Here is a 15,334-nt window from a genome sequence, read left to right as displayed (position 1 = left end):
CCATGAACGTCATCGAGTGCACCGCGTGCCGCATCTGCGGCAACCGGACCCTGCTGCCCGTGCTCGACCTGGGCACCCAGGCGCTGACCGGCATCTTCCCCAAGCCGGGCGTGGAGGTGCCGACCGCGCCGCTGGAAGTGGTCAAGTGCTCCCCCGACGGCTGCGGGCTCGTGCAGCTCAAGCACACCGCCGACCTCTCCCTCATGTACGGCGTCCACTATGGATACCGCTCCGGCATCCGCCCGTTCATGATCAACTATCTGCACGACAAGGTCGCCACCCTCACCGGCCTGGTCGACCTCGACGCGGGCGACGTGGTCGTCGACATCGGCAGCAACGACTCGACGCTGCTGCAGGGCTACCGCACCGAGGGCCTCACCAGGGTCGGCATCGACCCGACCGGCGACAAGTGGCGCCAGTACTACCCGGACAGTGTCGACCTGATCCCGGACTTCTTCTCCAAGGACGTCTACGCCGAGAAGTTCGGCGACCGCAAAGCCAAGATCGTCACCTCCATCGCGATGTACTACGACCTGCCCGACCCGACCGGGTTCATGTCCGACGTGCGCGACATCCTCACCGACGACGGCGTGTGGATGGTCGAGATGACCGACCTGGCCTCCACGATCGAGGCCTTGGCCTACGACGCGGTCTGCCAGGAACACCTGGAGTACTACACGCTGCGCCAGATCGAGTGGATGGCCGACCGCGTGGGCCTCACCGTGTCCTCGGCCGAGCTCACCGAGGCCAACGGCGGCAGCCTGTGCCTCACCCTGGTCAAGGACCCCAGCCGCCACAAGATCGACACCGCGGCGATCGAGCGGGCCCGCGAGCGCGAGGCCGAACTCCGGCTGGACTCGATGGCCACCTACGAGACCTTCGCCCGCCGCGTCACCGACCACCGCGACGAACTGCGCGCCTTCCTCGACGACTCGAAAGCGGCGGGCAAGCTGACCCTGGGATACGGGGCATCGACCAAGGGCAACGTGACGCTGCAGTACTGCGGGGTCACCACCGACGACCTGCCGTGCATCGGCGAGGTCAGCCCGGAGAAGCACGGCTGCGTCACCCCCGGCTCCGGCATCCCCATCGTCTCCGAGGAGGACGCCAAGGCCCTCAAGCCCGACCAGCTGCTGATCCTCCCCTGGGCCTACCGCGACGGTTTCGTCGAACGCGAGCAGGAGTTCCTCGCGCGGGGCGGCAAGTTCGTCGTCCCCCTGCCGACGGTCTCCGAGATCTGACGAAGGGCTGGCACCAGTGACCGAATGCCGGGTGTGCGGCGGCACCGTCGAGGAGTTCCTGGACCTCGGACGCCAACCCCTCGCCGACGCCTTCCTGCTCCCCGAGGACATCGACGGGGAGTACTTCGACCGCCTCGCCATCGGCCGGTGCACCACCTGCACCATGGTCCAGCTCACCGAAGAGGTCCAGCGCGAACGGGTGTTCCACGACGACTACCCCTATCACTCCTCCGGGTCGTCGGTGATGGCAGAACACTTCACCCGGACCGCGCTGGGCCTGCTCACCACCGAACTCACCAAGCCGGACGCGTTCTTCGTCGAGATCGGCTGCAACGACGGCTCCCTGCTGCGCACCCTGGCCGAGTCCGGCATCCGTCACCTGGGCTTCGAGCCCGCGGGCGGGGTGGCCCGACTCGCCAGGGAACGCGGCGTCCGCGTCCGGCCCGACTTCTTCGAGGAGTCCACCGCGGCGGACGTCTTCGCGACCGAAGGTGCCGCCGACGTCATCTACTCGACCGACACCATCAGTCAGATCCCTTACGTGGCATCGCTGCTTGGCGGTGTGGACGCCCTGCTGAGTCCGGACGGTGTCTTCGTCTTCGAGGACCCCTACCTGTGGGACGTGATCGAGAAGACGTCCTTCGACCAGGTCTGCAACGAGCGCTTCTTCCTGTTCTCGGTCCGGTCCGTCCGAGCGATGGCCGAGCGGTTCGGGTTCGACTTGGTCGATGTCGAGCGATTGGCGGCCTACGGCGGAGGAATGCGCTACACCCTCGCCCGGACGGGAGCCCGCACCCCGACACCAGCGGTCGCCCGACTGCTCGCCGAAGAAGGCGGCCAAGCGGAACTCAAGGCGCTCACCGACTTCGCCGCCTCGGTCACGCGGATCCGCGACAACCTCATCGACCTGCTCAGGACCTTGAAAGCGGACGGCAAGACGATCGTCGGCTACGGCGCCACCGCCAAGAGTTCAGCGGTCACCAACTTCTGCGGAATAGGCCCGGACCTGGTCTCGTTCGTGTGCGACACCACCCCGGCCAAGCAAGGCAGGCTGACCCCAGGCGTCCACCTCCCGGTCCGGCCACCGACGGCCTTCGCCGACCCGTACCCGGACTACGCGCTCCTGTTCGCGTGGAACCACGCCGAGGAGATCACCGCCAAGGAACAGGAGTTCCGCGCCGCGGGCGGCAAATGGATCATGTACGTACCCGAGGTCCGCGTGCTCTAGAAGGTCGATATGAGAACGGCCCCCGACCTGAGTCGGGGGCCGTTCCTCATTCAAGGATCACAGCGTGAGCGTCCAGGTGTCGATCGTGCCGACGTCCTGTGCCGCGGCGTCCTGGACTCGCAACGTCCAAGTCCCGTCGCGGACCTCCGACGACAGGTTCACCGTGTACACCTTGTCGATGTTGTCCGTGCTCGACCCCGTCCGGTTGTGCAGGACATAAGCGGTCCCGTCCGGCGCCACCAGGCTGACGACCAGGTCACCGATGTAGGTGTGCCGGATGTGCACCTCGGCCGTCGAGGTCGCCGATGCGTTGCCCGAGCAGCCGGAGATCACGATGGTCGAGGTCACCGTCGTGTTGTCCGGAATCGCCACATCCGTGCCGTTGGTGCCCGCGCAGCCGCCCGCGATCGCGACCGTCAGGGTGAACGTGGTGCTCCTGACGGCCGAGGCGGCGGTGCCGGTGATGGTCACCGAGTAGGTGCCCGCCGGAGTCGACGCCGAGGTGGCGACCGTGGCGGTGGTGGAGCCGCCCGCGGTGACCGAGGTGGGGTTGAACGACGCGGTCGCGCCCGCGGGCAGACCGGTCGCGGAGAAGGACACCGACTCCGCGGTGCCGGACACGACCGCCGTGCTGACCGTCGTGGTCGCCGACGAGCCCTGGATCACCGTCGCCGACGCCGGGGACGCCGACAGCGAGAAGTCGTTGCTTGGCGTGCCCGCGGGCCGGATCTGGTAGATGCCGAGACCGTAGGTGGCCGCCGTCAGCACCGTCTGACCCGCCGACACCGACGGCTCCAGGTCCGTCACCGGGACCAGCGGCATGCCAGTGCCGACCGGCGACCAGTTCGCGCCGCCGTTGGTGGAGGTGAAGGCGCCGACGTCGGTGCCCACGTACAGGATGTTGCGGTTCTGCGGGTCCAGCACGATGTCGTTGACCGGCGCGTCGGGCAGGTTGCCCGAGATCGCCTGGTAGGTCGACCCGCCGTTGGTGGTGCGGAAGACCTGCGCGGCGCTGGAACCGTTGCGGTAGCCCGACACCGTGATGTAGGCCAGGTTGGCGTCGGTCGGGTCGACGGTCACCCTGGTCATGTACCGGCTGGGCAGGCCCGCGGTGATGTCGGTCCAGGTCGAGCCCGTGTTGCGGGTGACCCACAGCTTGCCGTCGTCGGTGCCCGCGTAGATCACCGCGGCGTTCGACTTGGCCACCCCGATGGCGCTGACCGTGCCCCAGGAGGTGACGGCCAGGTTCGGGCTGATCACCGAGAAGCCCGCGGCCGAGTTGGTCGAGCGGTTCACCCGGTTGCCCGCGAAGTAGACCGTCGACGGGGTGGTCGGGTCGAGCGCCACCGGGGACAGCCAGTTCCACCGATCGGAGGTGGCCGCGCCGAACGCCGACATCGAGTTGCCGCCGTTGGTGGAGCGGCCGCAGGAGCCGTTCTGCGAGCAGGCGTACACCTTGAGGTGGTTGGTCGGGTCGATCACGTTGGCCAGGCCGTCACCGCCGTAGTACGAGCCCCAGCCCGCCCACGACCGCACCGATCCGTTGTCCTGCAGGCCGCCGTTGATCCGCGTCGGGTCCTGTTGGGACACTCCAACGGTGTAGAACTGCATGTTCGCCAGGTTGCCGCTCTTGGTCCACGAGCCGCTGAGCGAGCCGTTCTGGGTCGAGCGGTAGATGCCGCCGTCGTTGCCGAGGTAGACCTTGTTGGCCACGTTCGGGTCGAACGCGAGCGCGTGCTGGTCGACGTGGAAGGAAGAGCTGTTGCTGGTCCAGCTCGTGCCCGCGTTGGTCGACTCCAGCATCGGCACGCCGGGCACCCAGATGTGCTGCGCGGCCAGCGGGTCGACGAAGATCCGGCCGAACCACCAGCCGAAGGTGGACTGCGAGCCGCTCAGCGTGGACGAGCTGGTCACCTGGGTCCAACTCGCGCCCTTGTTGGTGGAGGTCCAGAAGCCGAGGAAGTTGCCAGGGGTGTTCGCGGCGATGGCGTAGAGCCGGTTCGGGTCGCTCTTGGCGACCGCGACGCCCATGCGGCCCAGGTTCGAGCTGGACGCGGGCAGGCCGCCCGCCAGCCGGGTCCAGGTGGCGCCGCCGTCGGTCGACTTGTGGATACCGGAGCCGACGCCGCCGTAGACGCGACCCGCGGGGGTGCGCGTGTGGTCCCACATCGAGGTGTAGATCGTGTTGGAGTCGTCGGGGCTGATCGAGACGTCGATCGAGCCGGTGGTGTCGTTGGCGCCCGCCAGCACCTGCTGCCAGGTCGTGCCGCCGTCCTCGGTGCGGTAGAGGCCGCGCGCGCCGCCGGGCTGGTAGAGCTTGCCCGCTGCGGCGACGAAGAGGCGGTTGGAGTTGTTGGGGTCGATCGAGATCCGGCCGATCCGGTCGGTGCCGGTCAGGCCCATCGACAGCCAGGTGCTGCCGCCGTCGGTCGACTTGTAGACGCCGTTGCCGGGGAAGGAGTACGACGCGGAGCCGGGGTTGCCCTCGCCGGTGCCGACGTAGATCGTTCCGTTGGCCGCGACCGCGACCGCGCCGACGCTCTGCGGCAGGGTCGGACCCCAGGAGTAGCTGAAGGTGCTGCCGCCGTCGGTGCTCTTCCACAGCCCGCCGGACGCCGCGCCCGCGTAGATCGTGTTGGCGCGCGTGGGATCGGTGGCCAGGTCGGAGACGCGTCCGCCGAGGCCGGGGCCCAGCGACTGCCAGGCCGCGGCCTGCGCCTGGCTCTGGATCGCCGCGCGACTGTGGCCTGCCTGCAGCGACTTGGCGTGCCCCTGCGCCCTGGACAGGTTGCCCGCCAGATCGACTGTGGGGTCAGGGAAAAGCCGCTGTCGGGCGAACCACTCGTCGGCACCGACCGGACCGGTGGCCTGGTCGGGGTCGATCGCGGCGATCCCGATGACCCGGTCGGCCTCATTCGGCGTCGCGGCAGCGGGCAACACGGTCATTCCCAATACCAATAATGGGAACAGAGATTTTCTGGAGAGTCTCATCGACGCCCTTTCCCTCGCGAAATACGGCGTGTGCAGGACGCCGGCGCCATGATCGGGCACGGAGGGACACGGCGGACAGGGCCGAATCGGGCAATTCACCTACGGGTTTTTGCCGCAGTTGCCATTGTGTTCGGCCAGGGCGGTGTGCCACCGTTCCCCGGCCGCGGTGGCACGCCGCGGCTTGTCTTCGTTGGCAGGAGCGGCAACCGCCATGCACAGCAGCGGTCTCGGACGCGCCATGGGCGCGATCGCCGTGGTCGCGGTCTTCGGCGCGCTACTGGTCCTGTTGGTGTCTGGGTCGCTGCACATGCCAGGCCTGCCCCCGCCGGTCACCCCCGACCTGGTGCCGGATCCCTTGTCGACACAGGGATACCGCCAATCGGTCGAACTGGGTGGTCTGGCCAGAGCAACGCTGAACTCCGCGCTGGTGTGCTTGATCGCGGTGCCGTTGAGCGTGCTTGTCGCGGCCACGGCCGGGTTCGCGCTCACCCAGGTGTCGCCGCGGACCGCGCGGGTGGTGATCGGGCTGTCGCTGGTGGCGCTGATGGTGCCCGCGATCGCCCTGCTTGTGCCCAGGTTCGCGCTGTTCCGGGCGCTGGACCTGACCGGTACCCTGGCCCCGCTGATCGCGCCCGCGCTGATCGCCACCTCGCCGCTGTACCCGCTGGTCTACTACCTGGCGTTCCGCGCGGTGCCCGCCGAGCTGTACGACGCGTGCCGGTTGGAGGACATGTCGCCCTTGCGGATCTGGTGGCAGGTCGGGATGCCGCTGGTGCGGCCGGTGACCGCCGGCGTCGCGGCACTGACGTTCGTGCTCACCTGGTCGAACTTCCTCGACCCGCTGGTGTTCCTCTACGAGCGCGACACCTTCACCCTGCCGCTCGCGCTGCGGTCGCTGGCCACGCTCGACCCGACCGACTTCCCGGTCTTCCTCGCGGGCGCCGTCTTGGCGACCGTGCCCGCACTGATGGTGTTCGCCGTGGCCCAACGAGGTCTGCGGCTCAGGAAAGGACAAGGGGAATGAGATTCGCGCGCTCGCTGGCACTGCTCATGGCGACGGCGACCGTGGCGTCGGCCTGCTCGGCCGAGGTGGCCGCTGGACCAGCCGGGTCGGTGAGCCTGCTGGTCTTCGGCGACCCCAACGAGCTGGCCGCGTACCGCGAACTCGAGGCCGCCTACGAGCTCGCGGTGCCCGGCGCGGACCTGCGGCTGATCGAGGCGAGCGACCGCAAGGACCTGATCACCAAGCTGTCCACGTCGATCTCCGGCGGCAACCCGCCGGACCTGTTCCTGATGAACTACCGGTTCTACGGCCAGTTCGCCAAGCGCGACGCCATCGAGCCGGTGCAGGAGCGGCTCGACCAGTCCAAGGCGATCCGTGCCGCGGACTTCTACCCGCAGGCGCTGTCGGCGTTCCAGATCGACGGCAAGCAGCTGTGCATGCCGCAGAACGTGTCCAGCCTGGTCGTGTACTACAACCGGACCCTGTTCGCCAAGTACGGCATCGCCGAGCCGAAGCCGGGCTGGGGCTGGCCCGACATGGTGGCCACCGCGGCCGGGCTGACCCGCGACGCCAACGGCGACGTGGCCAAGGGCGCCGACCCGGACGCCGCGCCGGGCACCCCCGCGCCAACCGGTCCGCCTCCGGCCACCTACGGCCTCGGCGTGTCCCCCGAGGTCATCCGGCTCGCGCCGTTCGTGTGGTCCAACGGCGGCACCCTGTTCGACGATGAGCGGCGGCCGACCCGGTTCGCCTTGGACGGTCCGGCGATCGAGGCGCTGTCGGAGTTCATCGACCTGCGCGGCCGCCACGGCGTCGTGCCCACAGACCAGGAGGTGGAGAGCGAGGACGACGAGGCCAGGTTCGCCGCGGGCAAACTCGGCATGCTGATGTCGTCGCGCCGCTCGACCACCACCTTCCGCAAGATCACCGGCTTCGAGTGGGACGTGGCGCCGCTGCCGGTGCACAAGTCCCCCGCCACCGTCCTGCACAGCGACGCGTACTGCGTCACGAAGGGCTCGAAGAACAAGTCCGGCGCCTGGCGGTTCGTGGAGTACGCGCTGGGCAAGGAAGGCGCCGCGATCATGGCGAGGACCGGCCGGACCGTTCCGTCCACTGTGGAGGTTTCCCGGTCGCCCGCGTTCCTCGACGCGACCAAGCCGCCGCGCAGCGCCGCGGTGTTCCTCGACTCCATCGCCACGATCCGGGCCACCCCGACGATCTCGACGTGGCCGGAGATCGAGGACGTGGCCAACGGCATCCTGGAGAACGCCCTCTACTACGGCCACCAGCCCCAGGAAGTCGCGCGTCAACTAGACGAGCAGACCAGGTCACTGTTCGAGCGCGGACGATGAGCCTGGATCTGGAGTCCGTGCGCGCGGCCCACGGTGGCACCGAGACACTCAGCGGCATCGACCTGACGGCGGCGAAAGGCGAGCTGCTGGTGCTGCTGGGGCCGTCCGGCGCGGGCAAGTCCACGCTGCTGCGGGTGATCGCGGGCCTGCACCCGACCGCGGCGGGCGTCGTGCGCATCGCGGGCCGGGACGTCACCGCGCTGAGCCCCGGCGAGCGCGACGTGTCGATGGTGTTCCAGTCCTACGCGCTGTTCCCGCACTTGAGCGTGATCGACAACATCGGGTTCGGCCTCCGCGCCCGCGGCGTCAGCCGGACCGAGGCGCGTCGGCGATCGCAGGAGGCCGCCACCGTGGCGGGGTGTGATCAGGTGCTCCCCCGCAGACCGGACCAGCTCTCCGGCGGCGAACGCCAACGCGTCGCACTGGCCAGGGCGCTGGTGCGCGAGCCCGCACTGTTCCTACTGGACGAGCCATTGTCCAATTTGGACGCCGAGTCGAGAGTGCGGACCAGAGTGGAACTCCGCGCCCTGCACGACCGGGTCGGGGCGACGATGGTGCACGTCACCCACGACCAGACCGAGGCCCTGGCCATCGCCGACCGGATAGCGGTACTGCACGACGGCCGGATCGAGCAGATCGGCACCCCCGACGAGATCTGGCGGCGACCCGCCACCACCTTCGTCGCGGGTTTCGTCGGCTCCCCCGCGATGAACCTCCTGCCCGGCGACGGCCCGTGGCGGGTTCCCGGCGGCCACCGGATCGGCATCCGGCCGGAGGCCGTACGACTGGCGGCTACCGGCTCTGGGCACGCCGCGACGGTCACGGGGATGGAGGTGATCGGCGAGGACGCGTGGGTCCGCCTGCGCATCGGCGACCACCCGCTGGTCGCCCGGGTCCCCGCGAGTTCTCGCCCGGAACCCGGCGCGGCGGTGGTGGCGAACGCTACGGACGCCGACCTGCACGCGTTCGACGTCGACGGAAAGCGGGTCCCTTAGGTGCCCGGCCACAGCCGACCGAGAAACGCCGACCTGGCCGAGACGGACCCGGCGACACCGGACCTGACACAGATGGGCGGCGAAGCATCACCAAAACATGTGGTGCCTGACCGCGTGCCGTCCGGCGGTGGAGCACGGCGGCGGCGGTTGTCTCGGCGTGGGCAGCTTGGGTTGATGCTCGCGCCGTACCTGGTCGGGCTTGTGCTGCTGGTGCTGGGCCCGTCCCTGGTCACCTTCGCCCTCGCGTTCGCCGACTACGACCTGATCGGCGCCGTCGAGTGGGTCGGTGTCGCCAACTTCGTCGAACTGGCGGGCAGTCCCGCCTTTCACGCCGCCCTGTCCAACTCGCTGGGGTTCGCCGCGGTCGCCGTGCCGCTCCGGCTGTTGCTCGCGTTCGGGTTGGCCCTGCTGCTGTACCGCCGCGCCCCCGGCGTGGGGACCGCGCGGACCGCGGTCACCCTGCCCGCCGCCGTGCCGGAGGTCGCCTACGGGCTGTTATGGCTGTGGCTGCTGAACCCCATGTACGGCCCGATCAACCAGATCCTGCGCACCTTCGCCGAGCCCGACTCGATCCCCAACTGGCTCACCGACCCGACCGACGCGCGCGCCGGAATCATCCTGATGAGTCTGTTCACCATCGGTGAGACGTTCATCGTCCTGCTCGTCGCCCGCCGCGCGGTGCCCGCGGAGGTCTATGAGATGGCCGCCATCGAGGGCGCCACCGGCTGGTACCTCCTGCGTCGGGTGACGCTGCCGCTGATGGCGCCGGTGCTCGGGTTGCTGCTGCTGCGGGACACGATCTTGAGCTTCCAGTTCTCGTTCGTCCCCGCACTCGTGGTCACCGAGGGTGGCCCACCGCCCTACGCCACCACGTACCTGCCGCTCTTCGTCTACCGCAACGCCTTCGAGTACCTACGGTACGGCTACGCGGCGGCCGCGACCCTGGTCATGCTCCTGTGCACGGGTGCGGCGGTGTTCCTCCAGTGGCGCCTGATCCGCCGGTATCACGCCCGCTACACCACCCACCGGTAACGCCGTTCCGGCCTGCCTGTCCCGCCGTACCGCAGCCGGACAACAGCCCGCCCGGTGTCCACGAAGTGTTCCAGGTACCGCCGAGCACTGGCCCGCGAGAGAGCAGCGACGACAGCGCACTCCGCGGCTGACATGTCCTCGTCCGCCGATCGCAGCGCCCGCGCCACCAGGTCGCCGGTTTCGGCGGTCAGCCCCTTGGGCAACGCCGAAGTCCCGCCGGGTCGAGCGCCGAACACTTTGTCCACATCGGACTGGCCAGCGGTCGACAACGCGCTCAATCGGGTGTGCAGGGCGGCGAAGTGCTGGAGTTGATCATAGAGCGCCGAGTAGGAGAACGGCTTGATCAGGTAGTGCAGGACGCCGCTGCGCATGGCCCGGCGAACCGTGTCCACGTCGGTCGCGGCGCTGATGACGATCACGTCCGGGTCGACCGACGACCCGCTGCGCAGCTCGCGCAGCACGGCGATGCCGTCCATGTCCGGCAGGTAGATGTCCAGCAGCACCAGGTCGGGCCGCAGTCGGTCGACCGCCCGCACCGTGTCCGCCCCCGTGTGGGCGACCCCCACAACGGTGAAACCCGGCGTGCGGGCGACGTAGCCGCTGTGCACCTTGGCGACCATGAAGTCGTCGTCGACCACCAGGACGCGGATCATGGCGTCACCGGCAAAGTCGCGGTGAAGACCGCTCCGTCCGCGTTGTGCACCGTCACCGAACCCGATCTGCGCACACACGCCTGCCGGGTCAGCGCGAGACCGAGTCCGCGCTGGCCGCCCTCCTCGGCGGCCTTGGTGGTGAACCCGTTGCGGAAGATCTCCTCCGCCAGGTCCGGGGCCACCCCTGGCCCGGAGTCGCGCACCACGACCCGGACGACCTCCGTGTGCGCCACGTCCACCTCGATCCACCCGCCCGGACCCGGCAGCGCGTCGAGCGCGTTGTCGACCAGGTTCCCCAGCACCGTCACCAGGTCGGCCGAGAGCCGCTCATCGACCTCGCCGAGCCGCGCCGAGTCGGCCAGGCGCAGGTCGACGCCCTGTTCGGCGGCAAGGCTGGCCTTGGCGATGAGCAGGGCGGCCACCGACGGGTCGGCGATGCGGGTGCTGACCTCGGCGTGCCAGCGGTCCATGGTCGTGCTGACCCGGGTGACGAACCGGCGCACCTCGTCGTACTCCCCCAGCTCGATCAGGCCGGAGATGGTGTGCAGCCGGTTGGAGAACTCGTGCGCCTGCGCGCGCAGGGTGTCGGTGATGTTGCGGTTGGCCGCCAGCTCGTCGCGCAGCCGCACCAACTCGGTCCGGTCCCGCAGGGTGACCACGGCGCCGAGGCCGCGGGTGCCGATCGAGATCGGCACCCGGTTCATCACCAGGACCCGCCCTTTGCGCAGCACGATCTGGTCGGACCCGGCGGCCCGGCCGGTAAGCACGTCGAGCAGCCGCCCATTGAGATCCAGGTCGGCCACCGCCGACCCGACCACCCGGTCGGGCAGCGACAGCAGGGTGCGGGCCTGGTCGTTGACCAGGGTGATCCGGTGCTGCGGGTCAAGGCCGACGACACCCTCGCGGATGCCGTGCAGCATCGCCTCGCGGTGCTCGACCAAGCCGGTGATCTCGGCGGGCTCCAGCCCCAGGGTCTGTCGCTTGACCCACCACGCCAGCCAGAACGACCCGACGACGCCCAGCGCGGTGGCGATGCCGAGCAGCACGAGCACGTCGGCGGGCGAGTCGACCATGGCCTGCCACACGCTGGGCAGGTCCTGGCCCGCCGCGACGATGCCGATCACGTCGCCCGCCAGGCCCATGACCGGCACGTGCGCCACCATCGCCCCGTCCACCTCGCCAACCCACGAGCGGCCCGACGTGATCGTGCTGTCGCCGATGGGCAGCGGCTCGCCGTTCTGCCGGGGGTCCGGCGAGGTCAGCACCGTGCGGTCCGGCCGGGCGATGATGACGAAGCTGGCCCCGGACTGGCTGCGGGCCGACTCGGCGAACGGCGCGAGCATCTCGTGCCGGGCCCGGTCGGCCAGGGAGAACCGCAGGCCCTGGTTGGCCGCGACGTCCTCGGCCAACCCGAGCATCCGCCTGCCCTCGGTGTCCCGGAAGCTCTGCCCGACCTGCGCGAGGCTCACCGCGGCCACCGCCACGAGCAGCACCAGCACGCTGAGCAGCTGCAACACCAGCAGCTGGCGGGCGAGCGAGCCCTTCTTACCCATGCGCTCACCTCCTGGCCACGGCGCGTGCGTCAGCAGAGAGAGTGTGACCCTAACCCGGTGGCTCCAGCCGTGAGCAAAACGAGCAAATCGACCGATGCGCACGCAACCGTGACGCCACGCCCGCCGCGCCGCACGATTCGGGGCACTCGACGAGAGAGGCAGGGATCACAGTGAGGTCACGCAGAATCATTCCGCTATTGGCGGCGCTGGTGGCGGTCACGGGCGTGACGGCGTGCAACACCGCGGAGAGCGAGTCGGCGGCCAAGGTCACCGGCCTGCGGCTGATGGTGCCCAACACCCCCGGCGGCGGCTACGACATCACCGCGCGCACCGCGGCCAAGGCGATGGAAGAGGCCGGGCTGGCCCGCAACGTCGAGGTCTTCAACCTGCCGGGCGCGGGCGGCACGGTCGGCCTGGGCCGCCTGGTCAGCGAGAAGGGCAACGGCAAGCTCATCATGCAGATGGGCCTGGGCGTCGTGGGCAGCGTCTACACGAACAAGTCGCCGTCGACCCTGCAGGAGACCACGCCGATCGCCCGGCTGATCGAGGAGCCCGACATCATCGTGGTGTCGAAGAACTCCAAGTACACCAGCATCAAGCAGCTCATCGAGGCGTGGAAGGCCGACCCGGGCAAGGTGCCGGTCGGCGGCGGGTCCTCCCCCGGCGGGCCGGACCACCTGGCGCCGATGCTGGTGGCCAAGGCGATCGGCCTGGAGCCGAAGGCGGTCAACTACGTGCCGTTCGACGGCGGCGGCGAGCTGCTGGCCTCGGTGCTCGGCGACAAGGTCGCCTTCGGCGTCTCCGGCGTCGGTGAGTACGCCGACCAGGTCAAGGCGGGCGAGCTGCGGGTGCTGGCCGTGACCGGGCCGAAGCGGGTGTCCGGGATCGACGCGCCGACGCTCAAGGAGTCCGGTGTGGACGTCGAGTTCACCAACTGGCGCGGAGTCGTCGCGCCGCCCGGGATCAGCGACCAGGACCGCGACGCGCTGGTCGCCCTCTACAAGTCGCTGCACGAGTCGAAGGCGTGGAAGGACGCGCTGAGCAAGAACGGCTGGCAGGACGCGTTCATCACCGGCCCCGAGTTCGCCACGTTCCTCAAGTCGGAGAACGACCGGGTTGGCTTGGTGCTCAAGGATCTGGGCCTGACCGCATGACGACGACCGTCGAGGTGCGCCGCCGCTCGTGGCTGCGGCAGCACTCTGAGTTGGGCGTCGCGGTCTTTCTGGCCGGGTTGGGCGCGTTGGTCCTCGCCGACGCGCTCACCCTGCCGACCGACTTCGCCCAGCGCGGACCGGTGGGGCCCGCCGCCGTGCCGACAATGGTCGGCGGCGGGCTGATCGCCATCGCGATAGCGCTGGCGGTGAATGTGCTGCGCGGCGGGCGTGGACAGGCGGAGTCCGGTGAGGACGTCGACCTGTCCACGCCCCCGGACTGGCGCACGGTCGGACTGCTCGCCGCGGCGTTCCTGGCGAACATCGCCCTGATCGACACGGTCGGCTTCCCGATCTCCGGGGCCGTGCAGTTCTGGGGCGCGGCCTACGCGTTGGGCAGCAGGAAGTACGTGCGGGACGCGGTCGTCGCGGTGACGCTGTCGGTAGGCACCTACGTGGTCTTCCACGGCCTGCTCGGCGTCACCCTGCCGGGCGGTCCGCTGACGGGACTGGTGTGACGTGAGTACCTTCGAGAACCTGCTCGCGGGCTTCGGCACCGCGCTGACCCCCACGCACCTGCTGCTCGCCGCCGTCGGTGTCCTGCTCGGCACCGCGATCGGCGTGCTGCCCGGGATCGGCCCGGCTATGGCGGTGGCGCTGCTGCTGCCGGTCACCTACGGCATCGAGCCGACCGGCGCGTTCATCATGTTCGCCGGGATCTACTTCGGCGGAATGTTCGGCGGGTCGACCACGTCGATCCTGCTGAACACCCCCGGCGAGACGGCCTCGGTGGTGGCGGCGATCGACGGGCATCCGATGGCCCGCAAGGGCCGCGGCCCGCAGGCCCTCGCCGCGGCGGCGATCGGCCACTTCATCGGCGGCATCGTCGGCACCACGCTGCTCGTGCTGCTGGCGCCGACCGTGGCGAAACTGGCCGTCGACATCGGCGCGCCGGACTACTTCGCCGTGATGGTGCTCGCGTTCATCGCGGTGACCTCGGTACTCGGCACGTCCCGGGTGCGCGGGTTCGCCTCGCTGGGCATCGGGCTGGCCATCGGCCTGGTCGGGCTCGACCCGATCACCGGCCAGGCCCGGCTGACCTTCGGCTCGCTGCACCTGGCCGACGGCATCGACGTCGTGGTCGTCGCGGTCGGCCTGTTCGCCGTCGGCGAGGCGCTGTGGGTGGCCGCGCACCTGCGGCGGACCACCGGCACGGTCATCCCGGTCGGGCGGCCGTGGATGGACCGCGCCGACATCCGCCGGTCCTGGAAGCCGTGGCTGCGGGGCCCGCTGATCGGCTTCCCGTTCGGCGCGGTGCCCGCGGGCGGCGCGGAGATCCCGACGTTCCTGTCGTATGTGACCGAACGGAAGCTGTCCAAGCACCCCGAGGAGTTCGGCCACGGCGCCATCGAGGGCGTCGCCGGACCGGAGGCCACCGCGAGCGCGTCGGCCGCGGGCACGCTGACCTCGATGCTGACGCTCGGTCTGCCGACCACGGCGACCGCGGCGGTGATGCTGGCGGCGTTCCAGCAGTACGGGATCCAGCCCGGCCCGCTGCTGTTCGCCCGTGAGCCGGAGCTGGTGTGGGCGCTGATCGCGAGCCTGTTCATCGGCACGGTGCTGCTGCTGGTGCTGAACCTGCCGCTGGCCCCGATGTGGGCGAAGCTGCTGCGGATCCCCCGGCCCTATCTGTACTCGGGAATCCTGTTCTTCGCCGCCGTCGGCGCGTACGCGGTCAGCGCGGACGTGCTGGACCTGGTGTTGTTGTTCGTGATCGGCCTGGTCGGCTTCATGATGCGCCGCTTCGGCCTGCCGGTCCTCCCCGCGATCATCGGCGTCATTCTCGGCCCGAACGCCGAACAGCAGCTGCGTCGAGCGCTGCAACTCAGCGACGGGGAACTGTCAGGACTGGTGAACACGACGTTCTCGGTCACCATCTACGCGGTGATCGCCCTGATCCTGCTGTGGCCTCTGATCCGCCGGATGCTCCCCGCGCGGACCAAGGAGAAGGAGACAGTCGACGCCTAGTGCCCCGAGTCGGAGGTTCGGCGCCAGATCCGGTGATCCGCGTGGTGGCTGGGCACGCCGCGCGGGAGGTCTAGTACCGGGTGTACTTGGCCTTTCGCGCGGTGTGG

At 69.8% G+C, this 15,334-nt stretch carries 12 protein-coding genes; 9 read left to right on the top strand and 3 right to left on the bottom strand.

Going from position 1 to position 15,334, the window contains the following annotated elements; all coding sequences use genetic code 11:
- Window positions 1–2: 2 nt before the first annotated feature.
- Together BN1701_RS05205 and BN1701_RS05200 are read left to right on the top strand one after the other, a co-directional pair.
- Window positions 3–1,241, top strand: a complete 1,239-nt coding sequence (locus BN1701_RS05205; RefSeq protein WP_054046012.1) for a class I SAM-dependent methyltransferase — start codon at window positions 3–5, stop codon at window positions 1,239–1,241.
- 7 nt (window positions 1,242–1,248) lie between these two features.
- Window positions 1,249–2,469 (top strand): class I SAM-dependent methyltransferase, encoded by a 1,221-nt coding sequence (locus BN1701_RS05200; RefSeq protein WP_054046010.1) that lies wholly within the window; start codon window positions 1,249–1,251, stop codon window positions 2,467–2,469.
- 57 nt (window positions 2,470–2,526) lie between these two features.
- Here BN1701_RS05200 and BN1701_RS37100 read toward each other — a convergent pair whose 3' ends face one another.
- The gene (locus BN1701_RS37100) at window positions 2,527–5,415 is read right to left on the bottom strand and encodes a proprotein convertase P-domain-containing protein (protein WP_054046008.1); all 2,889 of its coding nucleotides are present in this window, start codon (window positions 5,413–5,415) and stop codon (window positions 2,527–2,529) included.
- A 256-nt stretch (window positions 5,416–5,671) separates the two neighbouring features.
- Between BN1701_RS37100 and BN1701_RS05190 the strand changes: the two genes are divergently transcribed.
- From BN1701_RS05190 to BN1701_RS05175, 4 genes are all read left to right on the top strand, one after another.
- The gene (locus tag BN1701_RS05190; protein ID WP_054046006.1) at window positions 5,672–6,484 is read left to right on the top strand and encodes a carbohydrate ABC transporter permease; all 813 of its coding nucleotides are present in this window, start codon (window positions 5,672–5,674) and stop codon (window positions 6,482–6,484) included.
- Entirely contained in the window at window positions 6,481–7,815 is a 1,335-nt protein-coding gene (locus BN1701_RS05185; RefSeq protein ID WP_054046004.1) for a sugar ABC transporter substrate-binding protein, read from the top strand. Before BN1701_RS05190 ends, BN1701_RS05185 begins: the two co-directional genes overlap by 4 nt.
- Entirely contained in the window at window positions 7,812–8,810 is a 999-nt protein-coding gene (locus tag BN1701_RS05180; RefSeq protein ID WP_054046002.1) for an ABC transporter ATP-binding protein, read from the top strand. The genes BN1701_RS05185 and BN1701_RS05180 overlap by 4 nt, the downstream gene beginning before the upstream one ends.
- Window positions 8,811–8,984: 174 nt before the next feature.
- Window positions 8,985–9,842 carry a carbohydrate ABC transporter permease gene (locus BN1701_RS05175; protein ID WP_054046000.1) on the top strand — a complete coding sequence of 286 codons (858 nt, stop codon included), beginning with the start codon at window positions 8,985–8,987 and terminating at the stop codon, window positions 9,840–9,842.
- Here the strand turns inward: BN1701_RS05175 and BN1701_RS05170 are convergent.
- The gene (locus tag BN1701_RS05170; RefSeq protein WP_054045998.1) at window positions 9,824–10,495 is read right to left on the bottom strand and encodes a response regulator; all 672 of its coding nucleotides are present in this window, start codon (window positions 10,493–10,495) and stop codon (window positions 9,824–9,826) included. The genes BN1701_RS05175 and BN1701_RS05170 overlap by 19 nt on opposite strands.
- Window positions 10,492–12,048: a sensor histidine kinase gene (locus tag BN1701_RS05165; RefSeq protein ID WP_054045996.1), complete on the bottom strand. Its 1,557-nt coding sequence runs from the start codon at window positions 12,046–12,048 to the stop codon at window positions 10,492–10,494. The genes BN1701_RS05170 and BN1701_RS05165 overlap by 4 nt, the downstream gene beginning before the upstream one ends.
- 209 nt (window positions 12,049–12,257) lie before the next feature.
- Here BN1701_RS05165 and BN1701_RS05160 point away from each other — a divergent pair, with 209 nt between their 5' ends.
- From BN1701_RS05160 to BN1701_RS05150, 3 genes are read left to right on the top strand one after another with little or no spacing between them, the layout of a single operon-like run.
- Complete coding sequence (locus tag BN1701_RS05160) at window positions 12,258–13,202, top strand: Bug family tripartite tricarboxylate transporter substrate binding protein (RefSeq protein ID WP_369800665.1); 945 nt, start codon at window positions 12,258–12,260, stop codon at window positions 13,200–13,202.
- Window positions 13,199–13,717 carry a tripartite tricarboxylate transporter TctB family protein gene (locus tag BN1701_RS05155; protein WP_054045992.1) on the top strand — a complete coding sequence of 173 codons (519 nt, stop codon included), beginning with the start codon at window positions 13,199–13,201 and terminating at the stop codon, window positions 13,715–13,717. Before BN1701_RS05160 ends, BN1701_RS05155 begins: the two co-directional genes overlap by 4 nt.
- 1 nt (window position 13,718) lies before the next feature.
- Window positions 13,719–15,227 (top strand): tripartite tricarboxylate transporter permease, encoded by a 1,509-nt coding sequence (locus BN1701_RS05150; protein WP_054045990.1) that lies wholly within the window; start codon window positions 13,719–13,721, stop codon window positions 15,225–15,227.
- Window positions 15,228–15,334 lie beyond the last annotated feature (107 nt).

The organism is Alloactinosynnema sp. L-07 (genome assembly GCF_900070365.1).
Lineage (GTDB): Bacteria > Actinomycetota > Actinomycetes > Mycobacteriales > Pseudonocardiaceae > Actinokineospora.
The sequence above is the reverse complement of the archived record's forward strand: the minus strand, read 5'-3'. Positions and strand labels throughout refer to the sequence as shown.